The organism is Thermoflexus hugenholtzii (genome assembly GCF_018771565.1).
GTDB classification, from domain to species: Bacteria; Chloroflexota; Anaerolineae; order Thermoflexales; family Thermoflexaceae; genus Thermoflexus; species Thermoflexus hugenholtzii_A.
Genome location: NZ_CP076326.1, coordinates 989,865 through 1,012,738 on the forward strand (window position 1 = coordinate 989,865; position 22,874 = coordinate 1,012,738).

16 protein-coding genes are annotated in these 22,874 nt (G+C 67.6%); 13 read left to right on the forward strand and 3 right to left on the reverse strand.

Annotation, left to right across the window (positions count from 1 at the left end; all coding sequences use genetic code 11):
* Positions 1 to 408: 408 nt before the first annotated feature.
* From KNN16_RS04515 to KNN16_RS04525, 3 genes are all read left to right on the forward strand, one after another.
* On the forward strand, positions 409 to 2,394 hold the full coding sequence (locus KNN16_RS04515) for a cellulose biosynthesis cyclic di-GMP-binding regulatory protein BcsB (protein ID WP_303899289.1): 1,986 nt from the start codon (positions 409 to 411) through the stop codon (positions 2,392 to 2,394).
* 114 nt (positions 2,395 to 2,508) lie between these two features.
* Positions 2,509 to 4,374: a glycosyltransferase gene (locus KNN16_RS04520; RefSeq protein ID WP_303899292.1), complete on the forward strand. Its 1,866-nt coding sequence runs from the start codon at positions 2,509 to 2,511 to the stop codon at positions 4,372 to 4,374.
* A 34-nt stretch (positions 4,375 to 4,408) separates the two neighbouring features.
* Entirely contained in the window at positions 4,409 to 5,923 is a 1,515-nt protein-coding gene (locus tag KNN16_RS04525; protein ID WP_303899294.1) for a hypothetical protein, read from the forward strand.
* Here the strand turns inward: KNN16_RS04525 and KNN16_RS04530 are convergent.
* Genes KNN16_RS04530 through KNN16_RS04540 form a run of 3 tightly spaced genes read right to left on the reverse strand, consistent with a single transcriptional unit; the run spans position 5,892 to position 11,435 of the window.
* The gene (locus KNN16_RS04530; protein WP_299284143.1) at positions 5,892 to 9,425 is read right to left on the reverse strand and encodes a tetratricopeptide repeat protein; all 3,534 of its coding nucleotides are present in this window, start codon (positions 9,423 to 9,425) and stop codon (positions 5,892 to 5,894) included. The genes KNN16_RS04525 and KNN16_RS04530 overlap by 32 nt on opposite strands.
* Positions 9,410 to 10,381 (reverse strand): NAD-dependent epimerase/dehydratase family protein, encoded by a 972-nt coding sequence (locus KNN16_RS04535; protein WP_299284141.1) that lies wholly within the window; start codon positions 10,379 to 10,381, stop codon positions 9,410 to 9,412. The genes KNN16_RS04530 and KNN16_RS04535 overlap by 16 nt, the downstream gene beginning before the upstream one ends.
* 1 nt (position 10,382) lies before the next feature.
* The gene (locus KNN16_RS04540) at positions 10,383 to 11,435 is read right to left on the reverse strand and encodes a CehA/McbA family metallohydrolase (protein WP_303899300.1); all 1,053 of its coding nucleotides are present in this window, start codon (positions 11,433 to 11,435) and stop codon (positions 10,383 to 10,385) included.
* Between the two features lie 176 nt (positions 11,436 to 11,611).
* On the opposite strand from KNN16_RS04540, the gene KNN16_RS04545 reads away from it, so the two are divergent.
* The 10 genes from KNN16_RS04545 (at position 11,612) to KNN16_RS04590 (ending at position 22,755) form a co-directional block, all read left to right on the forward strand.
* Positions 11,612 to 12,379, forward strand: coding sequence for a slipin family protein (locus KNN16_RS04545; RefSeq protein ID WP_299284137.1), 768 nt, complete (start codon positions 11,612 to 11,614; stop codon positions 12,377 to 12,379).
* Between the two features lie 44 nt (positions 12,380 to 12,423).
* On the forward strand, positions 12,424 to 13,839 hold the full coding sequence (locus KNN16_RS04550) for a cation-efflux pump (protein ID WP_299284136.1): 1,416 nt from the start codon (positions 12,424 to 12,426) through the stop codon (positions 13,837 to 13,839).
* The gene (locus KNN16_RS04555) at positions 13,836 to 14,513 is read left to right on the forward strand and encodes a cupin domain-containing protein (protein WP_303899303.1); all 678 of its coding nucleotides are present in this window, start codon (positions 13,836 to 13,838) and stop codon (positions 14,511 to 14,513) included. Before KNN16_RS04550 ends, KNN16_RS04555 begins: the two co-directional genes overlap by 4 nt.
* A 24-nt stretch (positions 14,514 to 14,537) precedes the next feature.
* A complete protein-coding gene (locus KNN16_RS04560) occupies positions 14,538 to 16,613 on the forward strand; it encodes an HD family phosphohydrolase (RefSeq protein WP_303899305.1) in 2,076 nt (691 codons plus the stop codon).
* Complete coding sequence (ybeY, locus tag KNN16_RS04565) at positions 16,610 to 17,098, forward strand: rRNA maturation RNase YbeY (RefSeq protein WP_299284130.1); 489 nt, start codon at positions 16,610 to 16,612, stop codon at positions 17,096 to 17,098. Before KNN16_RS04560 ends, ybeY begins: the two co-directional genes overlap by 4 nt.
* Before the next feature lie 107 nt (positions 17,099 to 17,205).
* Complete coding sequence (locus tag KNN16_RS04570; RefSeq protein ID WP_303899308.1) at positions 17,206 to 18,300, forward strand: rod shape-determining protein; 1,095 nt, start codon at positions 17,206 to 17,208, stop codon at positions 18,298 to 18,300.
* Between the two features lie 82 nt (positions 18,301 to 18,382).
* A complete protein-coding gene (mreC, locus tag KNN16_RS04575) occupies positions 18,383 to 19,213 on the forward strand; it encodes a rod shape-determining protein MreC (RefSeq protein ID WP_299284126.1) in 831 nt (276 codons plus the stop codon).
* A gap of 19 nt (positions 19,214 to 19,232) precedes the next feature.
* Entirely contained in the window at positions 19,233 to 19,739 is a 507-nt protein-coding gene (gene mreD / locus KNN16_RS04580) for a rod shape-determining protein MreD (RefSeq protein WP_303899311.1), read from the forward strand.
* A 31-nt stretch (positions 19,740 to 19,770) separates the two neighbouring features.
* Complete coding sequence (gene mrdA, locus KNN16_RS04585; RefSeq protein ID WP_303899312.1) at positions 19,771 to 21,783, forward strand: penicillin-binding protein 2; 2,013 nt, start codon at positions 19,771 to 19,773, stop codon at positions 21,781 to 21,783.
* Positions 21,784 to 21,825: 42 nt separating this feature from the next.
* Positions 21,826 to 22,755, forward strand: a complete 930-nt coding sequence (locus KNN16_RS04590; protein ID WP_303899314.1) for a proline dehydrogenase family protein — start codon at positions 21,826 to 21,828, stop codon at positions 22,753 to 22,755.
* The last annotated feature ends 119 nt before the right edge of the window (positions 22,756 to 22,874 follow it).

Below are 22,874 nucleotides of genomic sequence, written 5' to 3' on the forward strand. Positions count from 1 at the left end.
TGGTTCTCGATGACGCAGGGGTCGCGGCTGAAGCCGCTCCTACAAAAAGATGGCTGCTGTAGGAGGGGCTTTCGCCCCGAATCTCCGTCTTCGATGACGCAAGGGTTGCAGTGAAAGCCGCTTCGGTAACCCGGAACCCTGGTTCTCGATGACGCAAAGGGTCGCGGCTGAAGCCGCTCCTACAAAAAGACGGTTTCTGTAGGAGGGGCTTTAGTCCCGAACCTCCACCTTCGATGGCGCAAAGGTCGAGGCTGAATCGGAGCCTCTGTTTATCCACATTCGTGTATTCGTGCCTCATTCGTGGACGGCCTTTCTCCCTCGCCACAAGAGGAGATCAGCGTCCGGCCTGAAAGTTTGCCTATAATAGGGATGCTGAGCCTGCATTCATCTTCCAGAACGGTGGATTCCATGAGCGCGTGGAAGCGATCGGCCAAACGGTGGATCCTCGCGCTGTCCCTGGCGGGCTTCGTGCGTTTCCCCTCCCTTTCGATCCCGACGAGTCCCCTTCAGGAGGGTTCGCCGGCGGCATGGGAGATCTCCCTCCGGGAGCTGGGGGTTTCGGAGCCTCTGGTGCTGAGCGCGCCTTCCGGGGAGCAGTGGGTGACGATCCCGGTGCCGCAGGGCCTGCGGCCGGTTGAGCTGACCGGTCGCCTGCGCAGCACGCCCGGCCTGAACGGCGGGCGGCTGGAGATCGGGGATGGCGTGCGCACGTTGACCTGGGTCCCGCTGGGGCTGGCCGAGCGGACGTTGACGGTCGCCTTGCAGGGGGCGCCGGTGACCCGGGGGCGGCTGACGCTGGTGTGGCGGTTGATCCCCCCGCCGCGGCTGGACATCTGCGCGGCGGGCTCCAGCGAGCGGGTGGAGCTGGAGGACCTGCGGGTGCGTCTGGAAGGATCCCCGGAGCCGCCCCGGACGATCGCCGGGTTCTGGCCGTCGGATCTGCGCGCGCTGGAGGTCAACCTTCCCGCAGGTCCCGGGCCGGAAGAGGCGACGGCGGCCTTGCGCCTGGTCGCCCTCGGCGCGCGTTTGGCCGGCCGGCATCCCCTGACGGTCTCCATCCGGTTGGGGGAGGGGTCCTTTGCGGGCGCAGCGGATCCCTGGCGTCGTCGGATCGAGATCCGCCGGGGGGAGGCTCGCCTTCGTCTGCGTTTCGATGCGGAAGGCCTTTTCCCGGCTCTGGAGGTCCAGGCCCCGCCGGAGCGGGTGGTGGAGCTGGCGGAGGGGGTGATCCGGTATGGGGAGGTGATGGCGTTTCCGGAGGTGATCCCGCAACGGATCGCTCCCGCTGAGGAGGGCATATCCGGGCCGGTGACCCTGGCCGAGCTCGGCTGGCCTCAGATTCAGATGCGGGGTTCGGGGCCGATGGAGGCCCGGCTGTTCCTCTCCCAGGCGGATCTCGGCGGCCCGGTTCGAGGGGTGCGCCTGCGCCTCGTCGGCCGCGCCACCCCGGTTCCGGAGGGTGGGACGGCGAGCCTGCTGGTCTTCCTGAACGGGGGGCTGGTGGCGGCGGAACCGCTGCCGGGTGGCGCCTTCGATCGGCGGATCGCGTTTCCGGATGGGTTGTGGCGGCGAGACAACACGGTGATCGTCCGGGTGGATTACACGCCGCCGGGAGGGGAGTGTCGCGTGGGGGTGCATCCGATCACGGTGTTCATCGATGGGCGCTCGAGCCTGGAGTTCCAGCGGGGGCAGAATCTGCCGCCGGGCTTCGAACGCTTTCCGCAGAGCCTGATGCCGGCGTTTGGGGTGGGCCTGCGTCCGCTGAACGCGTCGACCCTTCAGGCGGCGGCGGACCTGGTGGTGCTGTTGCAGCAGGCGACGCATCGTCCCCTGCGTCCGGAGGTGCGTCCATGGGAGGAGGCGGTGCGGACCTCCGGGGGGCTGGTGCTGATCACGGAGGAGGCGGAGGGGCTTGCGGGCCTGGATCTGCCGCTGGATCCCCGTCCGTTTCGGTTGGTGGATGTAGATGGGCGGGAGGGGTTCCGGGTGGATCCGGGGCGCGCGTTTCTGGTTCTGGAGGCCTTCGAGGATCGGGGGAGGGAGGTGCTGGTGCTGACGCGATGGGGGCGGGAGGTGGATCTCGGTCGATGGGTGGAGGGGATGGACCGGGAGCTGGGGTGGTTTGGGTTGCAGGGGGATGTGTGGCTGTGGCCGGTGGGGGGCGAGCCGGTGGCGTGGCGGGTGCGGGGGAGCGGGTGGCGGGTGGAGCCGCTGCCGCCGGTGGGGGGAGGGGTGTGGGAGCGGCTCTGGCCGTGGGCGCTGGGGGTGATGCTGGTGGGGGTGCTGGGGTTTTTGATCTGGGCGTATCCGCGGGTCGTGCGGAGGCGGCCGGCGGGTTTAGAGGGGTCCGGGCGCCCCGCGGATTCGCATAGTCATAAGCCGGAATCTGGATAAAGAGGGCCGAAGGGCAAGCCCGGAATGGGTTCGCATAGCCATATAGAGCCAATCGATGGCCTTCGATCCCAGCATTCCAAATCCTCGCAATCCCGAGGCAACGATCTCCAGCCCATGGAAGGCATCCTGGAGCAGACATCTCATCGCCCGCTTCGACTGGGGGAGGCACTCATCGCCCGCGGCCTGCTCCGCCCGGAAGATCTGGAATGGGCGCTGGAGATCCAGGCCCGCACCCGGGAGCCGCTGGGACAGATCCTCCTGTCCCGCGGCCTGGTGCGCCGCTACGACCTCTACCGCACGCTGGCCGAGCTCTGGGGAATCCCCTTTGTGGATCTCCTCCAGGAGCCTCCCGATACAGAACTGCTCCGCCGGTTCCCCCCGGAGCAGATGCTGGCCCGCCAGTTGATCCCCCTCCGCCAGCTGGAAGAAGGCCTGGAGATCGCCACTGCCCGCCGGCCAGACCCCATCGTCCTGGAAGAAGCCCAACGCCTATTCGGACAACCCATCGCCCGGATCCGAGCCACCACTGAATGGGATATCCGGCAGATCCTGCTTCGAGCCTTCCGAACGGAGATCCTCACCACCGCCACCTATGGCCTTTACTACCGCCGGCCAGAGGAGTCCGCCCACACAGTTTTCACCCCCGGCCAATTCCTGGTCATGACGCTGCTCCTCATCGGAACCCTCCTCGCCCTGGGCATCACCCCCCGGGCAACCCTGATCGCCATCAACGCCGCCATCAACATCTTCTTCCTCGCAAGCATCCTCTTCAAATTCGCCGTCTCAATGGTAGGCGCCCGCTACGAGCGTGAGGTCGCAATCCGGGAAGAAGAAATCCGGGCCTTGAAAGATGAAGAGCTTCCTCGCTACACGATCCTGGTTCCGATATATCGGGAGGCCGAGGTCATCCAGACGCTGCTGGCCAATCTGGCCCGCCTGGATTACCCGAGGGAAAAGCTGGAGATCCTCCTCCTGCTGGAGGAAGACGACCAGGAAACCCTGGAGGCGGCCAAAGCCGCGCGCCCTCCCGGAAACGTCTACTTCATCCGGATCCCAAACGCGATGCCCCGGACGAAACCAAAAGCCTGCAACATCGGCCTGTTCTTCGCCACAGGGGATTACCTGGTGATCTACGACGCGGAGGATCAGCCGGAACCTGACCAGCTGAAGAAAGCCGTGCTGGCCTTCCGGAAGGGCGGAGAACGGCTCGCATGCGTCCAGGCCGCCCTGAACTACTTCAACGCAAGGGAGAACTTCCTGACCCGCATGTTCACCCTGGAGTATTCCTACTGGTTCGACCACATGCTCCCCGGCCTGCACCGGCTGGGTTTGCCGATCCCCCTTGGCGGGACCAGCAATCATTTCCCCACCGAACGATTGCGCATGCTGGGCGGCTGGGATCCTTTCAACGTCACCGAAGACGCCGACCTGGGGATCCGCGCTGCCGTGGAGGGCTGGGAAGTCGGAGTCATCCACAGCACAACCTACGAAGAGGCCAACACTCAGGTCGGAAACTGGATCCGCCAGCGCTCCCGATGGATCAAAGGCTACATGCAAACCACCCTGGTTCACACCCGCAACCCATGGCAGCTGATCCGACGCGTGGGGCTCCGGAAAGCTGCCGGCTTCCTTCTGCTGGTGGGCGGAACCCCACTGACCTTCCTGTCCGCGCCGTGGATGTGGGCCATGTTCCTGTGGTGGGTCATCACACAAACCCGCGCCCTGGATCCCTTCTTCCCACCCCCGGTTCTTTACATCAATCTCTTTAATCTACTGTTTGGCAACGCCATCGCAATTTACCTGAACATGCTGGCCGGCTTCAAACGAGGGTATTATGACCTGATCCCATGGGCCTTGCTGACACCTGTATACTGGGTTCTGCACAGCATCGCCGCCTACAAGGCGCTCTGGCAGCTCTTCACCCGGCCCTTCTACTGGGAGAAAACCCGCCATGGGATCAGCCACTGGCTACGGCGATAGAACCCTGAGCATGAACAGCCGAGCGCATCCCTGGATGGAGAGACTCCGAGAGGGGCTCACCATCGGGGTCCTGAGCACGCCCTTTCTCACCACCGGGCTGACAGCGCTCCAGGCCGGGTTCCTGAGCAACGAACACGCTCATCTGATCGAGAAAGCCTTGCTGATCCGGGATCGAGGACGGGTGGAATGGATCGGATTCGCCTACCCGCCATTACCCGCCCTGATGCTTCTCATCCACCCCTCCCCGACAACCGCCACCATCCTGGCCAGCCTCCTCGGAGGCCTGCTGGCCTGGAGCGTGTGGAAACGCCTCGAGATCCTGCCCTTCCCCACCTGGATCCGAGCGGGGCTCCTGTTGAGCGCCATCGCCACCCCCACCAGCCTGTTCCTGGCCACCCAGCGGCTGGGGATGATCTGCGCCCTGCTTCTCTTTTTCTGGTCCTGGCGTCTGTATTTGGCGTTCACCCGGCATGGGCGAACCGACGCCGCCTTCCTCTCCGCTTTACTAATCGGCTTCAGCTTCTACGTCAGCTTCTACGCCCCCGCCTTCGCCATCGCCTTCGCCCTCTCCACCCCCCTCTTCACGCGCCTGCGCGGGATCCGACATGCGATCGCCATCCTGCTGGTCATGCTCTTCCCCTCCGCTTTATCCATCGGCGCATGGATGTATCTGGCATGGCTGTTCACCGGCGCGCCGCTGGGATTCCTCTATGAGCCGGGCTCCAGCCTGCTGGCCGCCCTGCGTCCGGAGGAAGCGTTCCTTTCTCCCACTCCAATGATCCGGGAGCTCCTTCAAAGGCTGATCAGCGCCCCTTTATATATCGGGGCCGGACTGCTGATCGCATGGCAGCAACCCCGACGCCTGCCTGCCTACCTCATCCCCCTTGCCCTGAACTGGCTGGCCTGGAACCTGGGCTGGGCCTTTCCCCGCGAACTGAGCCTGAGCCTCTGGATCCTCTTCGCCCTCTCCGGGATCCCCGCCCGAACCCCTCGACGCTGGGGGCTCCCCTTGCTTCTCCTGGCACTGCTCCAGATCCCCACCGGATGGTTCGCAACACGCCAGGGGGAGATGGAACGCTGGTGGACCGTCGTGTTTGAGAAACAAGCACCTGAGGTGGAAGCCATGGAACGAGAGATCGCAACCTATCTACGATCGCAGACCTGCGGCAGCGTGCTCACAGATGATCGACATGCCTATCGGATCATCGCCCTGGCCGGCACCGCATGCCCCTTCATCCTTCCCCCCGATCCGATCTTCGACCTGGCCGTGAGCCAGCCCGCCCGGTTCGTCGCGTACGTTCTCGTCCCGGACACGGAGGATGGATTCCCCACGCCTCTGGAGGCCCGCTACCGCCAGCGCCCTCCCACCGGATTCCGGCTGGAGATCACCTGGCCCGGGTGGAAGCTTTACCGCAAGGTGAGCCCTGAGGAGTTAAGACCACCGGAGACCCTCCGGGCGCAGCGGGGGGAACGATTTCCCGGGATGAAAGGTAGGAGCAACCGACGGGTCGCCCCGACTACGGGCGGATCGAAAGGCCCAGCTGGGTAAAGAGCGCCTGAAGGCCCGGCTGCTCAACCGCGGGGGCACGGCGCCAGGCCTGATCCGCCGCCTCCTCCGCCTCCGCCTTCCGGCCCAGCATCGCCAGCGTCACCGCCAGCTCCCGATAGAACAGCCAGACATCCGGATGCTCCCCCGCGACCTGCAGCGCCTGGCGGAACACCCCCACCGCTCCCTCCAGATCCCCCGCTCCTCGCAACGCATACCCTCGCCGCAAGGCCGCTGTGAGGGCGCCGGGGTTGGCCGTTAGAGCCTGCCCGTAAGCCTCCGCCGCCTCCCGGTAAAGCGGCTGCGCCCGCGAGCGCTCCAGCGCGCAATCCGCATGGCTCAGGAAAAAGTCTCCGATAGACTGCCATCCATCCGGCCGGGTCTGGAGCAGCGCCGCCAAACGGGCCCGCGCCGCCTGAGCCTCCGCTGCCCTCCCCAGCTGATCCCGCAGGTAAGCCAGAGCCGCCCAGCCCGTCGCATGGTCAGGCTGCAGCTCCACCAGACGACGATAGAAACCCTCCGCCCGCTCCATGGACATCCGCTGGACCTGGGGATCCGCCACCACCTCACTGCGCACCATCAGGAGATCCCCATAGAGCTGATAGGTCTGATCGAAACGATCGTCCAGCTGCAGAGAGCGCTGCAGCTTGCGCTCGGCGGAATCCAGATCGTTTCGCTGATACAGGTCCACGCTGGCCCATTCGTTCCACAGAACCGCGTTGTTCGGGCTGAGCCGGGTCGCCTCCTCGTAATACCGGCTGGCCTGCTCCACGTGCCGGACGAACTCCGGCGGCATCTCCGGAAGATGGATGCGCGTCCGACAATAGCGGGGATCCAGCAGGAGATCCGCCCATCGCCGATGCATTCGCGCCAGGTTGGCGGTATGATCCGTGTTGAGTGGATTCAGATCGCGCGCCCGCTCCAGGACCGCTCGGGTGATCTCCAGAAGATCCCCCCGGGACAAGCGCACCAGCTGCTCCAGGGTGAGCGCTTGAAAAGCTCGCTCGAAAGAGACGCCCTCCGGGATCTGCCGGGAGGCCGATTCCGGTGCCCGGGAAGCCTTCTCCAGCAAAGCCCGTCCCAGCCAGAGGTGGTAGAAATCCTCCCGAGGCGCATACTCGATGGCCCGCCGATAAAGCAGGATGGCCACCTCCCACTGCCCCTGCTTATCCCAAGGATCGCCCTGCTTGTAGATCGCATCGGCCCGGATAGGGTTCAGGTTGACCGCCCAGACCAGGATCGCCACCGCGATCCATGCCGGAGGGGCCATCAGCAACCCCAATCCGGTTGATGGATCTCCCGCCTCCGGCTCCTCCCGGGAGATCAGGAAAACCAGCAGGACCAGCACCACGAAGAGAAAGAGAACCAGCCCATCGAACAGGCCCGCCACGCCCTCCGCCAGGCGCAGGACATCCTCCACGGTCTGGGGCGCGCGGGCGATCAGGGCCGCCAGCAGACCGGCATGGATCAGGGTGTATCCCAGCCAGCCCCCCAGCGCCACCAGCCCATACAGCGCCAGCGCCTCCGACCACTTCCCGACCGGAAGCCACTCGCGCCGGATCCCTTCGGCCAGCACCAGCGCCGCGCCCAGGCCGGCGGTCAACAGGAACATCACCAGGATGAACGGAGAGAACCGGTTGCCCTGCAGAGGAAGGCGGGTCAGGCTGGTGACGATCAAAGAGAGAAGATCCAGCCGCTGGCCCTGGTTGGTGATGAACTCATAGGAAAGCAGGCTCAGCATCAGGGCCATCAACAAGCCGAGGGAGGCGATCATCGGCCACCACGGGCGGGTCGGGGAGGGAAGCGGCTCCTCGCGGCGAGGCCGACGCGTGGCTCCTTTCCCTTTGCGCGCCGGGATCGCCGGTTGCGCAGAGGAAGCGCGCGCCGGAGCCGGCTCCGCCAGCCAGCTCTCCCCGAGAACGACGATCATCGCCGCGAAAGCCCAGAACCAGGTTCGGGTGGAGGCGATGGCGATGCCGAAGTTGATCTCGATGTAATGGGCCAGGACCGCCCCGAGCAGGGCGATCAGCATGAAGCGATGGGGATGCTGGATGGGAGGCTCCCCGGAAGCCCGCAGGGTGGCAAACACCAGGTAGACCAGAAGCCCCAGCACCGTCCCCGCGGGGATCGCCACCCCGATGAAGTGCCAGCCGAATCGAAGGGCGAAGAAAAGCCCTGTCGCCGCGGCCCCGAGGGCCCAGAGGCTCAGAAGCAGGATCCGATCCCGGCCTCCGTGGATCAGGTTCAGGCTCCGCAACCCATAGGCGAACAGCGAGAAGAACAGCCACTGATAAACCAGGAAGCCCAGAAGGCCTGTGTGGACCAGCGCATCGAAAGTTTCGTTGTGAGAACGATCCGGCGAGGCGTTGCGGGCCTCGTAATGCGCCAGCTCCGGGGGATAGAACCGATTGTAGGCGACATACATGGACTCCGGCCCATAGCCGATGAACGGCCGGAGGAGGTGAAACGGATCGGGGCGGCCCTGGGGATCCTGAATCGGCTCGTGGGGAAGCACCAGCCGGAGCGCGCCCTGCCAGATCAGCACACGGACCTTGCCCGTGCCGGTCTCGGTCTCAAAGATATGGCCCAGCCGGCCGATATAGGGGGATCCGCGGAGGGGCTCCAGCGGCCCGTTCGGGATATTGAGGAGGATGAGAAAAAGAAACCCGAGCGCGGAGAGACCGAGGACGGCGAACAGCCCTTTCCGCTGGCGCCGGATCACCAGCCAGAGCACCAAGAAGAGGAACAAACCACCCATCAGCCCCAGCCAGGGGCCCCGGCTGAAGCTGAAGTAGATGGTAGCGGCCTGCACCGTGGCGATGAAGACATAGAGCGCCCCCCGGGCCACATCGCTGTTGCGAGGAGGCTCAGCGGTCAAAATGGAATGGAAAGTCTCGGCCAGCCGTCCCAGGGTGAACATGAAGGCCATGATGAGATAAGCAGCCACGAAGATGGCGTTCCCCATATGGGAGGCTACCCGGCTGGTGACATCGCCGCCCCAGGGCAGGGGATCCAGCCGGTAGCGCTGGATCAGGCCGTAGACCGCCACGGGCAGGCTGGTGAGCACCATCGTGAGGGCCAGCCGCTCAAACTGGGCCCGGGTGCGCAGCGCTCCCAGGAGGCTGAAGAAGATCACCAGATAGGCCAGCCAGCTGTATGCTCCCTGCAACCGCTGATAGGAGCCGAAGAAGCTGGTGTAGGGAACGAGGGAAAGAACGCTGGAGATGAGATAGACGACCGCTGAGGCCAGGGCCGGAAGAACCAGAGGGGTTCGCCCGGAGAAGCCGAGGGCCTGGGTGAGCGGGATCCGCTGCCCCCAGGCCTCGACCAGCTTGATCATCCAGGCAGCCGCCATCACCAGGGCGATGGAGCGCACCAGGGTGAGCTTGTCCGGCTCGAAGACCCGACTGGTGTAGATGTTGAAGAACAGGGGGGCGATGACCGCCGCCATCAGCCACCCGGCTTCCAGAACCCGATCGCACCATCGGCTCAGCCGCGTCGACATTCCCGCCACCACTCCCAGGTTCGTCGCAGACCTTCATCCAGGGTAACACGGGCCTCGAAGCCCAGCAAAACCCGCGCCCGCGAGACCTCCGGAACCCGTCGAGGGGTCTCCTCAAAACCGGGGCCGTAGACTTCCGAGAACGGCACAAACCGGACCGGCACCGGGCGCCCCGTGATGGCGCGCACTTTCTCCGCCAGCTCCCGGATGGAGATCTCCTCTGCACGCCCGATGTTGAAGATCCGCCCGAACGCTTCCGGGAGGAACCCCGCCCGCAGGGTCCCCTCCACTGCGTCCTCCACGTAAATGAAGGAGCGGGTCTGGCGTCCGTCCCCATACACCGTCAGCGGCTCCCCCCGTAAGGCCTGATCCATGAAACGGGCGATCACATAGCCGTAGCCCTCCGGGTCCGCCCGAGGGCCGTAGACGTTGAAATAGCGGACCACGCTGACTCGCAGGCCCCGGCCTGCCCATATCATCGCCATGTGCTCGTCCAACAGCTTGCTCACGGCATAGATCCATCGGGAAGCCGTCGGCGGGCCCAGCCGCAGATCATCCTCCTCCGCCGCCGGCCAGCGGATGCCTTTCCCGTAGACCTCCGAGGAAGAAGCGAGACAGACCGGGAGACCTCGCTCGGCGCAAGCCTCGAGGACCATCTCCGTCCCCCGGACGTTCACCCGCATCGTTCGCAGGGGATCCGCCAGCACCCGCGGCACCCCCACCACCGCTGCCAGATGGAACACCCACTCCACGCCTTCGAGAGCCCGGCGAAGGGCGACGGGGTCCGTGACGTCTCCGATGAGGATGCGAAGGCGGGGATGATCCCGAACCGCCTCCAGGTTCTCCAGGCGTCCCCCGCTCAGATCGTCCAGGACGGTGACAGCATAACCCTCCTGAAGGAGACGCTCCACAAGATGGGAGCCGATGAAGCCCGCGCCGCCGGTCACCAGGATCCGCATATCACTCCACCCGGATGGGATTGGTCAGGATCCAGAGGCGGCCGCGGCGATAGATCTCCATCCGGTAGATCCCGGGCTCGGCGGTGAGATGCTGGAAGCGTCGCCCGCGCCCGCGGGCCACCACCCCGCTCCCGAAGCGGATCAGGCGGAACTCCCCCGGCAACGGGGCGCTGGCCTCGAACCGGACCGCCCCCGCTCGCCGCAAGGCCTCCCCCATGGTGGCCTGGCGATGGCCGCTGCGGGCCTCGAAGCGGAAACCCCGAGAGGACCCCAGAAGGTCGTTGGCCACCCAGGCCCGGCCGGCCTGCAGGGCCGCCCGGATCACCGCCCAGTCCGCCTCCGGCTCGCGCGCAAGGGGCTGATCCAGCAACAGATGGGTGTTGACCGCCCGGAACAGCCATTCGTAAGGGAAAAGCACACGGCGCAGAGGACCTAACGCATAGGTATGGCCGTGGGCGTCCGCCCCGCCGATGGCCACTGCCGGGATCCCCTGGAGCCAGAGCTGCTCCCACCAGCGCAGGGTCTCGGGGAACGGCCCCCGCAGGAAGCGCGCGGGGAAGAAGGCGTAGTAGAGCGCATGCAGAGGGGTGCGGAGACGAGCCTTGAATTCGCTCATCGTGTTCCACACTTCCAGGCCTGTGAACCCCGAGACCTCCCGATCCACCCATGGCAGAGAAGGTTCTCCCATCCGACGCTGGAGCCATCCCGGGGAACGTTCCACCGGATGCGCTAAGAAGACCAGAGCGCCCTGCTCCCGGGCGGCGTCGATGAGGGCCTGAGGGGAAGCGGCCAGGGGAGCCAACTCCCGTCCGAGGCCCAGGATCAGGGCGTGATTGACCTGGGGCTGGCGGCAAGGATCGTGGACCTCCTCGCCGACCAGGAGCAGGACTTCCCCATAGTATCCCTGGAGCCCCTTCACCCAGACGTTGTGATCCGTCACAGCCACCCCATCCAGGCCGGCTTGCGCCGCCGCCTCCGCGATCCGGCGATGGGTGGCCGTCCCATCGGAGAACCGCGTATGGCTATGGAAGTTGCCGACCCACTCGATCAACATCTTCCCCCATCCCCTGAGATCACCGGGGGAAGCGTAACCCGGGTTGCTTCAGGCCGCAAAGTCGCCGGATCGGAGGCCGGACCTCTGGGGATGAGCCCCCGATGTGTTACAATGAGATCAGGATCAGCGCGACATGGGAATTCGAACGGTGGCTCCTGCGGAAAGGAGGTCCTTCAATGGAATGGATCACCATTGGCGTCCCCATCCTGGTCGCCGCCCTGACCCTGCTGGCCTCCGCCATTCGCATCCTGCCTGAATGGGAGCGGGGCGTGATCCTCCGGTTGGGGCGCTATCACGCGACCAAAGGTCCGGGCCTGTTCTTCGTCATCCCGATCATCGACCGGGTGATCCGGGTGAACCTGCGTCTGATGACCTTCGACGTGCCGCCCCAGGAGGCCATCACCCGGGACAACGTCACGGTGAAAGTGAACGCGGTGGTCTTCTACCGGGTCATCGATCCGGCGAAGGCCATCACCCAGGTGGAGGACTTCAAGGCGGCCACCTGGAACCTGGCCCAGACCACGCTGCGCAGCGTCCTGGGCCAATCGGAGCTGGACGAGCTGCTTGCCCATCGGGACAAGGTGAACGCGCACCTGCGACAGATCCTCGACGAGGCGACGGACTCGTGGGGGATCAAGGTGGTGATGGTGGAGGTGAAGGACGTGGAGCTCCCTCAGGGGATGCAGCGGGCGATGGCCCGCCAGGCGGAGGCGGAGCGGGAGAAGCGGGCGAAGATCATCCACGCGGAGGGGGAGTATCAGGCGGCCAAGACCCTGGTGGAGGCCGCCCGCATGATCGCCTCCGAACCCGCCGCCCTCCAGCTCCGCTACCTGCAAACCCTTATGGAGATCTCCGTGGAGAAGAACTCCACCATTATCTTCCCGGTCCCGGTGGACACGCTCCAGCTCTTCCTGGGCAACCTCCACCGGCCGGCATCGGGGTAGCCTCCACGACCGCCTCACCCCCGAGGGCTCGGGAAGGATGCGGGATGTATCAGCGGCAGGTGCAGCGGGTGCTGTGGATCGTCCTGGCCGCAAACTTGCTGGTGGCCGCGGCGAAGCTGTTCATCGGGCTGCGGGCGGGGGCGCTGAGCGCCCTGGCCGATGCCTTCCACAGCGGCCTGGACGCCTCAGCGAATATCATCGGGCTGGTGGGGATCGCCATCGCTTCCCGCCCGCCGGACCGCAATCATCCCTACGGCCATCGGAAATACGAGGCCATCGCGGCGATGATCCTGGGCCTCTTCCTGCTCCTCGCCTCGCTGGAGGTGATCCAGGGGGTGGTCGAGCGGCTGCTGACCGGCGGGCAGCCGGAGGTCAGCGGGCCGTTGTTCCTCCTGATGCTGGCCACCCTGCCGGTGAACCTGGCCATCTCGCGCTATGAAGCCCGCCAGGGGGAACGGCTGCGCAGCAGCATCCTGATGGCCGACGCGCTGCACACCCGCACCGACGTCTTCGTAACCCTCTCCGTCCTGGCCAGCCTGGCTGCCGCCCGCCTGGGGATCCCATGGCTGGACCCTCTGGTGGCGCTGGGGGTGGTAGGGGTGATCCTGATCGCCGGGCTTCGGATCCTCCGGTCCACCGCCCTGGTGCTGACCGACAGCGCGGCCGTCGATCCCGAGGAGGTCGAGCGGGTGGCCCGCTCCGTTCCGGGCGTGCGGGCGATCCATAAGGTGCGCAGCCGGGGGACTCCCGACGCGACGTATGTGGATCTGCACCTGAAGGTGGATCCGGCGATGAGCACGGAGCAGGCCCACGCCATTGCCACGGAGGTGGAGGAGCGCCTGAAAGCGGAGATCCCCGGCGTGGTCGACGCGGTCGTGCACGTCGAGCCGGGGCGCCTGCCTCCAGCCTCGGAGTGGGAGGCCCTGAGCGTGAGGATCCGGAGCCTGGCGGATGGGCTGGGCCTGGGCGTGCATGAGCTTCACGGCGTGGAAACGCCCGAGGGCTATCACATCGGCCTCCACGTGGAGGTGGATGAGGACCTGTCCGTGGAGGAGGCGCACGCGCGGGTCACGGAGCTGGAGCGGCGGGCCCGGGAAGGGTTCCCCCGGCTGCTTTCGGTGACCACCCACATCGAACCGCGCTCCCGTCCGCCGCGGCAGGCCGGCCGGGAGATCCCGGCGGAGCTGGAGGCGGCCGCCCGGGAGGCCATCGAGCGGGTCTTCGGAGCCGGATCGTGCCGGGAGGTGTATCTTTACGCCCATGAGGGCGGTTACGATCTGGCCCTCACCTGCCAGACCGGCGGAGAGATGTCCGTGGTGGAGGCCCATCGACGGGCCGAGGAAGTGGAAAGCCTCCTGCGCGGGCGCTTCCCGGAGCTCCAGCACGTGATCATCCATGTGGAACCCGCCGGATCGCCTCTGGAGGGCGCCCGCGGAGAACCCTCAGGGGGAGGAGGATGATCTTCAGGGCCTCGATCCCGGAGATCCGCGAGCTCTTGCAGAAACCCTTCCAGGTCTACCCGGTCGCCCGGCTGGGTGGCGTCCAGGTTTACGTCTACCGCTCCCACGGGGAGGTCCAGAAGCATCGCCACCCGGAGTTCGACGAAGTCTTCATGGTCTATGAAGGGCTGGTGACCTTCGGGATCGGGGGGGAGGAGTTCACCCTGAGGCCCGATGAGCTGCTTTGGATCCCCCGGGGGATGGCGCACTGGTCCGGCTCCCGCCTGCCCTCCATGGTCCTCCTGTTCCGACGGGATGAGGAACCGTTGCGCTGGAATGGGGACTTCCGGATCCGAGAGGGGCCCGGGGAGCGGCCCGTCATCGTGCGCATCCACGAGGCCCTCCAGGACGCCCCGCCCGGTTCCTCGCGGTTCCTGCTGGAGGCCAGCGGGGTGCGGTATCTGGCGGTTCGGACCCGGGAGGGCTCCACGGAGTGGGAGGCCCAGGGCCCGGCGCTCCTGCTGCTGTTGCGCGGCGAGCTGGCCCTGGAAGGCGAGGGGCCCGGCTTCCCGGAGCCGGCCCGGGGCATCCTGGCGCCCGGCGAGCTGGCAGTCCTCCCTCCCGGCACGCGCGGGCGCTGGGAGAGCGAGCGCCCGGCGGTGTTGCTCTGGGCCGAGAACGTAGAGCACATATAGGCAAGGGGGAACGGGTTTCGCGCGATGGACTTTCGCCGATGGATTCGGGTGCTCGGACGGATCTCCGGGGCGCTGATCTTCACCGCCCTGATCGTGGCGCTGGTCGCCTGGCCGGTGGAGACCCGGGCGGCGCAGGCATGGCAGGTCGGGCAAGCAGCCCCCCAGACCCTCTTCGCCCCTTATGAGCTGAGCTACCCCAGCGCCATCCTCACCGAGCGAGCCCGCGAGGAGGCGGCCGCGCGCATCGCCCCGATCTACACCGGCCCGGATCCGCGGATCGCCCGCCGGCAGGTGGAGGCCCTTCGGCAAACCCTGGAGGCCATCCGCCGGATTCGGGAGGAGGCGCAGCCCCCGGAGGAGCGGGCCCGCCGGCTGGAGGAGGCCCTTCGGGGCCATGGGCTCTCGCCGGCCCAGCGCCAGCGCCTGTTGACCCTGGAGGCCACCCGCTGGGAGATGATCGCCGGGGAGGCCCTGGCGCTGCTGGACCAGGTGATGCGGGAGCCCATTCGGGAGGACGAAGTGGCCGGAGTGATCCGGCAGCTGCCCCGCCGTATCAGCGCGCGCCTGAACGAGGAGGAGGCGGAACTGGTAGCCGCCCTGGTCGCCCCGCTCATCGTGCCCAACAGCACGCTGGATGTCGAGGCCACGGAGGCCGCGCGCCGCCAGGCCCGGGAGGCCATCCCCCTTCAAATCCGGCGGATCCGCGCCGGGGAGGCCATCGTCCGGCAGGGAGACGTCCTGGACGCGCTGACCATGGAGGCCCTCCGACAGTATGGGCTGATCCCCAACCCAACGCCATGGCCCCTGCCCCTCGCTCGCGGGATCCTCGCGGCCCTGGGGGCCGGCGGGTTGTGGCTGACCCTGGGACGGGTCACGCCGGAGATCGCCGAGCGCCCCCGGCGCCTGCTGGGTCTGGCGGGGCTCTTCCTTCTGTTCCTCGGCGGGGCCCGGCTGCTGCGGGCCTCCGCACCGGACTGGATCTGGGCCTTCCCCACCGCCACGCTGGGGATGCTGCTGGCCGCCGGCGTGGGGACGGTGCCGGCCATGATGTTCAGCGCCATCGGCTCGGTATGGTTCGGCCTGATCGCCGACCGGACGCCGGCTTTCCTGATCGCCTCGCTGCTGGCCAACTGGACGACGATCCTGATCCTCCACCGCCTGGAGCGCTTCCAGACCCTGCTGGCCGCCGGGCTGAGCGCGGGGGTGATCACCGGGCTGATCGGGATCGCCGCCATGGCAGAGGACGGCATCGTCCCACCGCTCGACGCGTTGCGGATAGGGGGGATGGGGTTGCTGGCGGGAGCGCTCTCCACCACCCTGGCCCTGCTGGGGTTCATCGTCCTGGGGGTTCTCTTCGACGTCACCACCCCGCTCCATCTGCTGGAGCTGGCCCGCCCCACCCACCCGCTGCTACACCAGCTGATGATCCGCGCCCCCGGCACCTATCATCACACCCTGATGGTCGCCAACCTGGCGGAGCAGGCCGCTTTGCGCATCGGGGCGGACCCGTTGCTGGCGCGCGTGGGCGCCCTGTATCACGACATCGGGAAGATGGTTCGCCCCTACCTTTTTGTCGAAAACCAGGTGGATGGGGACAACCCCCATGAGCGGATGGACCCCCACGAGAGCGCCCGGGCGATTATGCGTCACGTGGAGGACGGCCTGGCCCTGGCCCGACGACACCGGCTTCCCCGGCGGATCCGGGCCTTCATCCAGGAGCATCACGGCACCCTCTGCGTGACCATCCCCTATCACCGGGCGGTTCAGGAGGCGGGGGATCCGGAGAAGGTGGATCGAGCGGCCTTCTGCTACCGCGGACCGCGCCCGCAGAGCAAGGAGACCGCCATCGTGATGCTGGCCGACGGCTGCGAGGCCGCCGTCCGGGCCGCGCGGCCGAAGGATCCCCAGGAGCTGGCGCGCATCCTGGACCGGGTGTTCCAGGAGCGCATCCAGTCGGGTCAGCTGGATGACGCTCCCCTGACCATGCAGGAGCTGCAGGGGATCCGGGAGGCCTTCCTGCAGGTTTTCCAGGGGATGTTCCATCCTCGCCTGATCTATCCGGAGGTCCCGGGACGGCGCGAGGAGGGATCGGCATCGTGAAGCGCCTTCGATCCGCCGGGATGGAATCCACGCGCGCGGAGATCGTGGTCCGGGCCCCACGGGCCTATCAGGCCCCGGGACGTCTGGCCGGGATCCGGCGGGCCGCCCGGGCGGTCCTTCAGGACCATGGCCTGGAGGGGAAGGCAACGCTGACCGTGGTCCTCACCGATGAGGAGCGCATCCGGGCGCTCAACCGGCGTTACCGGGGTGTGGACGGGCCCACGGATGTGCTGGCCTTCCCGATGGATCTGGAGCTCCGGCCCGGAGTCCGGCACCTGGGCGACATCGTGATCGCGTTCCCGTATGCGGCCCGCCAGGCGGAGCGGGAGGGGCATCCCCTGGAGGGGGAGCTGGCGCTGCTGGTGGTGCACGGCGCCCTGCATCTTTTGGGCTACGACCACGATACGCCCGCTGCCCGGCGCCGGATGTGGGCCCGCCAGCGGGCGATCCTGGAACGCCTGGGCTTTCCGGACGTCGCCCCCTGAATGGAAGGCGGTTGCTGGGCCCGCCGGGCACACCTATAATTCAGCCCGGCCGCCCGGAGCAGCCGGGGGGTTCCGGAAAGCATTCCAAACGAGGGAGCGAACGATCCGTGTGGAATCCGATCGATGCGCTGTTGGGGTTGTTCTCCCTGGACATCGGCATCGATCTGGGGACGGCGACAACCCTGGTATGCGTGCGGGGGAAGGGGATTGTCATCCATGAGCCGTCGTGGGTGGCGATCGATCGACGGACCCGTCGGGTGCTGGCGGTGGGGGAAGCGGCCAAGGAGATGGTGGGCCGCACCCCGGCGCACATCGTGGCCATCCGCCCCCTGCGGGATGGGGTGATCTCCGAATTCGAGGTCACCCGGGAGATGATCGGGGAGTTCATCCGCAAGGCCCACCAGCAGGTGCCCGTCCCGGTTCCCCGCCCCCGGGTGGTCGTCGGGATCCCCAGCGGGGTCACGGAGGTGGAGCGTCGGGCGGTCCACGACGCCTGTCTGGCCGCCGGAGCCCGAGCGGCCTTCCTGATCGAGGAGCCCCTGGCGGCGGCCATCGGGATCGGCCTCCCGGTCGCCGAGGCCCGGGGCAGCATGGTGGTGGACATCGGCGGGGGCACCACCGAGGTGGCCGTCTTCGCCCTGGGCGGGATCGTGGTCGGCCGATCGGTCCGGGTGGCCGGGGATGAGATGGACGAGGCGATCATCAACTATATGCGTCAGCGCTACAACCTGCTCATCGGGGAGCGGATGGCGGAGCGGGTGAAGATCGAGATCGGCTCCGCTTACCCGCTGCCTGAGGAGCGGACGATGGTGGTGCGCGGACGGAACCTGGTGACCGGCCTCCCCGATGCCTTGGAGGTCTCCAGCATCGAGATCCGGGAGGCCCTGCGGGATGTGGTTTCCATCATCGTGGACACGGTGAAGTCCGTCCTGGACGAGACCCCTCCGGAGCTGGTGGCGGACATCATGGAGACCGGCATCGCGGTGGTCGGCGGCGGCGCCCAGCTGAAGGGGCTCGCCCAACGGCTGACCGAGGAGACCCGCATCCGGTGCTGGGTGCCTCCGGATCCGGTCAGCGCGGTGGCCATGGGGGCCGCCCGCGTGCTGGAGGACCTGGATACCTGGCATCAGGTGCTGACCTCGCTGGATCGGGGCCGGCCGGCCCGATCGCCGGTGCGCATCGGCCAGCCGATCGCCCGATAAGCGAGCGGCGGCCTCGAGATGAGCGGCACGCCGTTGCAGCGACCTTCATCCCACTCCCTTCTCGGCCACACGAGGTGAGGGCATGCGTCCCGGCAGCCGACGGCCATGGAACGCCGGGCTGGCGATCGGGCTCTCCCTCGCCCTCCTCTTCCTCCACGGCCTGGGATGGCTCCAGCCGGTGGAGGAGATCGTGATGATCCCCCTTACGCCGTTGCAGCAGCTCCTCTCCGGGATCGGGCGAGGGGCTGTGGAAGCCTTTGCCTTCCTGCGGGAGATCCGCGACCTCCGCCAGGAGGCCCAGCGCCTGAGGGATCAGGTGGAGGAGCTCCGGACGGAGAACCTGCGGTTGCAGGAACTGGCGGCGGAGAACGCCGAGCTCCGGGCGCTGTTGGGGATCGTCCGGGAGAACCCGCAGACCACCTTTGTGGCCGCGACGGTGATCGGATATGAGACCGATCCCTATCTGCGCTATCTGATCCTGGATGTGGGGACCCGTCAGGGGGTCCGGGAGGGGATGCCGGTGATCACCCGGGGATCCGCCCTGATCGGCCGGATCGCGGACGCCGGGCTGAACCGCTCCCGGGTGCGCCTGCTGACCGACGCGGGCAGCCAGGTGGGCGCGCTTTTGCAAACCAGCCGGGCCACCGGCATCGTGATCGGCCAGCCGGATGGAAGCCTGCTGCTGGATTTCGTGAACCCCGATGAGGAAATCCCCCCGGGGGACACCGTGCTGACCTCCGGCATCGGAGGGCAGATCCCCCGGGCGCTGGTGATCGGCCAGGTGACGGAGCGGCTGAGCGCCGGAGGCGGCGAGCCCTTCCAGCGCGCCCGGGTCCGCCCGGCCGTCGATCCCCGACGCATCACCTATGTGCTGGTGATCACCAGCTTCCCGGGCATGGAACCGGCTCCGTGAGGATGAGGGACGGCAACCGATGCGGAACCGAATCGGATGGGCCGCGATGGTCCTGGGGCTGGCCGCGCTCCTTCAGGCCACGTGGATCCCTCTCGGGATCCCCGATCCGGGGCGGCCGAACCTGGTCTTCCTGGTGGTGGCCACGGTGGCCTTCCTGGGCTCCCTGGAGGAGGGGCTCGCATGGGCGGTCGGCGGGGGTCTCTGGCTGGACCTGTTCTCGGGAGGGCCTCTGGGCGTGAGCGCCCTGGCGCTGCTCGCGGTGGTCCCGCTGGCCCACGGATTGAGCCGCCCGGTCTTCCGGGGCCGTCTGGTGATGCCGGCGGCGGTGGCCGCCGGAGGCACCTTGCTGATGGAAGGGGTTCGAGGGATCCTGCTCGCGGTTTTACAATATCCGGTGGACCCGGGCTACGCCCTCCGCCAGGTGATCGGCCCGGAGATCCTCTGGAACACCCTGGGGATGCTGGCGCTTTATCCGGCCCTGCGCCGGCTCCGGCCGCGCCCGGAGCGCCCGGTGCTGGGCGGATGAAGAGGGCTTTCGAATCCCGAAGGGTTTCGCCATGTCCGAGCCCTATCCATCCCGGCTGGAACCGGAAGCGCTGGACAGCGTGGCGGTGTTCCGACCGCCTCCGCCGCCTCGTCCATCCCCCACCCTCCGTCTCCTCCTGTGGGGCTTCTTCCTCTTTCTGGCCTTCCTGGGGCTGGGGTATCGCCTGTATGCGCTCCAGATCCGGGAGGCCCCTCGCTATCAGGCGCTGGGGGAGCGCAGCCGCCTGCGGGTGATCCCCCTGGAGGCCCCCCGGGGGATCCTGCGGGATCGCCAGGGCCGTCCGCTGGTGCGGAACGAGCCTGCCTTCCGGATCCTGGTGGTCCCCGGCGATCTCCCGGAGGAGCCGGAGGAGCGGGAGGCTATCCTCCGCCGGCTGAGCGCCTGGCTGGGCATACCGCTGGAACGCGAGGAGGCCTCCGCCCGCGGACAGCGCCGCGAAGGGCTCCGGGAGCGGATCGAGGCCGCCGCCCGGGAGGCGCCCTTCCGCCCGTTGGTTCTGAAGGAGCCGGTGGACCGGGAGCTCGCCTTCCGGCTGATGGAGGAATCCGTCCGAATGCCCGGCGTCCGGGTGGAACCCTTCCTCGAGCGCCGCTATCCCAGCGGGGCGCTGACCGCCCATGTCGTGGGCTTCATCGGACGGATCCCGGCGGAGCAGGTCGGGCGCTATCAGGCGGAAGGGTATGATCCGGCCACGGACCGGGTGGGCCTCAGCGGCCTGGAGTATGCGCTGGAGCCCTGGCTGCGGGGCGTGAAGGGCGCCCGCTATGTCGAGGAGGACGCCCGAGGGCGTCCGGTGCGGGTGCGGGCGGAGATCCCGCCGCAGCCGGGCGCTCAGGTCACGCTGACCCTGGATCTCGACCTGCAGGCGGCGGCCCGGGCTGCGTTGCAGGCCAAGCTGGACGAGCTGAACCGCATCGCCGGGCGAGAGATCACGCGGCGGGGGGTGGCCCTGGTGATGCGGCCGGCCACCGGGGAGATCCTGGCCATGGTCAGCCTCCCGGACTACGACAACAACGTGTTCGTCAGCCCGGATCTGCCCCAGGCCTATCCTCGCTTGCTGGAGGATCCCTTCGGGCCGCTGCTCAACCACGCCGTCGCCTCCCAGTTCGCGCCGGGATCCTCCTTCAAGCCCATTGTGGCGGCAGCCGCCCTCCAGGAGGGAGTGATCACCCCGCGGACCCGCCTGTTCGATCCCGGGGAGATCCTCATCCCCAACCGGTATTACCCCAACGATCCCGGGATGGCCCAGCGCTTCTTCTGCTGGCTGCGCTCCGGACATGGCTGGCAGGATGTGGTGGATGCCCTGGCCAATTCCTGCAACGTCTTCTTCTACAAAGTGGCGGGGGGCTACGATGTGCCCGGGGAGCCGGTCTTCGAGGGGCTGGGGATCGAGCGCCTGGTGCGCTATATGCGGGCCTTCGGCCTGGGCCAACCCACCGGGGTGGAGCTGCCCGGGGAGGCGGCCGGGCAGGTGCCGGACCCGGAATGGAAACGCCGCACCTTCGGGGAGACCTGGTCCACCGGCGACACGTATAACCTGGGGATCGGGCAGGGGTATCTGCTGGTGACCCCGTTGCAGTTGCTGAACGCCATCAACGCCATCGCCAACGGGGGGACCCTCTACCGGCCCCTTCTGGTCCGGGAGATCGCCGACATCCAGGGGAACATCATCCGATCCTTCCAGCCGGAGGTCATCGGCCGCCTCCCCATCGCCCCGGAGCACCTCGCCGTGGTCCGGGAGGGCATGGTGGCGGCGGTGGAACGGGGGACCGCCGTTCGGGCCCAGATCCCCGGGATCCGTGTCGCCGGCAAGACCGGGACGGCGGAGTTCTGCGACGACCTGGCGCTCCGGATGGGGCTTTGCGCCGGGCGGCGGTTGCCCAGCCACGCCTGGTTCGTCGCCTTCGCGCCGGCCGAGGCGCCCGAGGTATCGGTGCTGGTCTTCATCTGGAACGGAGGGGAAGGCTCCCAGAACGCAGCGCCGGTGGCCCGTCAGATCCTGGAGGCCTACTTCCGGCGGTGAGCGGCGATGGCCCCATGATCCCTGAGGACAGAGGGACTTCCCATGTGGCGCGCGGTGTTTGTCTCCCTGTCTCGAAACCGGACCCTGAAGCATCGGGTCATGCGCTGGGGGTTTGTATGGCGGGCAGCCGCTCGCTTCGTGGCGGGCGAGACCCTGGAGGACGGCATCCGGGCCCTCCGGGAGCTGGAAGCCCAGGGGATCCGGGGCATCCTGGACCATCTGGGGGAGAACGTGGAGTCCCCGGCGGATGCCGAGCGGGCGACCGAGGATTACCTGCAGGCCCTGGACCGGCTGGCGGCGCTGGGGCTGCGTCCCCATCTGGCCGTCAAGCTGACCCATCTGGGGCTGGACATCGGGGAGGCGCTCTGCGAACGGAACCTGCGGCGCGTGGTGGAACGGGCGGCCGAGGCCGGGACGGTGGTGGAGATCGATATGGAGAGCAGCGCGTATACCGAACGGACCCTCGCGCTGTATCGGCGGCTGGCCTCGGTTTATCCCAACACCCGGGTGGCCATCCAGGCCTATCTCTATCGTAGCGCCCAGGACGTGGAGCGTCTGATCGAGGAGGGGATCGCCCGGATCCGCCTGTGCAAGGGCGCCTATCAGGAGCCGCCCCACATCGCGTATCCGCGGAAGCGGGATGTGGACGCCAGCTATATCCGGCTGATGGAGCGCCTGCTTTCGGCAGAGGCCCGGGCGCGGGGCGCCTTCGTTGCCATCGCCACCCACGATGAGCGGATCATCCGGCATGCTCTCCGGCGGATCGAGGAGTGGTCGGTGCCGCGGGGGGCCTTTGAGTTCCAGATGCTCTACGGGATCCGCCGGGACCTCCAGGTGATGCTGGCGCGCCAGGGGTTCGTCGTCCGGGTATATGTGCCCTACGGCACCGAATGGTATCCCTACTTCATGCGCCGCTTAGGCGAGCGTCCGGCCAACCTCTGGTTTGTGGCGCGCAATCTCATCCGCCCATAGCCGCGCGTTGGGATCGCCGGATCGTCCGGGGCGGGGAGCGCGGCCGACGATCCCCGCCCCTTCGTGGATCGATGGCTGTGACCCTTGCGTCATCGAAGACCCGGATTCTTCTGGAAGAT

Excerpts from the sequence above, each read along its gene's own strand:
- KNN16_RS04545 (WP_299284137.1), top strand. The coding sequence starts at position 11,612 with ATGGAATGGATCACCATTGGCGTCCCCATCCTGGTCGCCGCCCTGACC.
- KNN16_RS04535 (WP_299284141.1), bottom strand. The coding sequence starts at position 10,381 with ATGCGGATCCTGGTGACCGGCGGCGCGGGCTTCATCGGCTCCCATCTT.
- KNN16_RS04525 (WP_303899294.1), top strand. The coding sequence starts at position 4,409 with ATGGAGAGACTCCGAGAGGGGCTCACCATCGGGGTCCTGAGCACGCCC.
- mreD (WP_303899311.1), top strand. The coding sequence starts at position 19,233 with ATGCGGAACCGAATCGGATGGGCCGCGATGGTCCTGGGGCTGGCCGCG.
- KNN16_RS04540 (WP_303899300.1), bottom strand. The coding sequence starts at position 11,435 with ATGTTGATCGAGTGGGTCGGCAACTTCCATAGCCATACGCGGTTCTCC.
- KNN16_RS04590 (WP_303899314.1), top strand. The coding sequence starts at position 21,826 with ATGTGGCGCGCGGTGTTTGTCTCCCTGTCTCGAAACCGGACCCTGAAG.
- mreC (WP_299284126.1), top strand. The coding sequence starts at position 18,383 with ATGCGTCCCGGCAGCCGACGGCCATGGAACGCCGGGCTGGCGATCGGG.
- KNN16_RS04520 (WP_303899292.1), top strand. The coding sequence starts at position 2,509 with ATGGAAGGCATCCTGGAGCAGACATCTCATCGCCCGCTTCGACTGGGG.
- KNN16_RS04515 (WP_303899289.1), top strand. The coding sequence starts at position 409 with ATGAGCGCGTGGAAGCGATCGGCCAAACGGTGGATCCTCGCGCTGTCC.
- KNN16_RS04530 (WP_299284143.1), bottom strand. The coding sequence starts at position 9,425 with ATGTCGACGCGGCTGAGCCGATGGTGCGATCGGGTTCTGGAAGCCGGG.
- KNN16_RS04560 (WP_303899305.1), top strand. The coding sequence starts at position 14,538 with ATGGACTTTCGCCGATGGATTCGGGTGCTCGGACGGATCTCCGGGGCG.
- mrdA (WP_303899312.1), top strand. The coding sequence starts at position 19,771 with ATGTCCGAGCCCTATCCATCCCGGCTGGAACCGGAAGCGCTGGACAGC.
- KNN16_RS04550 (WP_299284136.1), top strand. The coding sequence starts at position 12,424 with ATGTATCAGCGGCAGGTGCAGCGGGTGCTGTGGATCGTCCTGGCCGCA.
- KNN16_RS04555 (WP_303899303.1), top strand. The coding sequence starts at position 13,836 with ATGATCTTCAGGGCCTCGATCCCGGAGATCCGCGAGCTCTTGCAGAAA.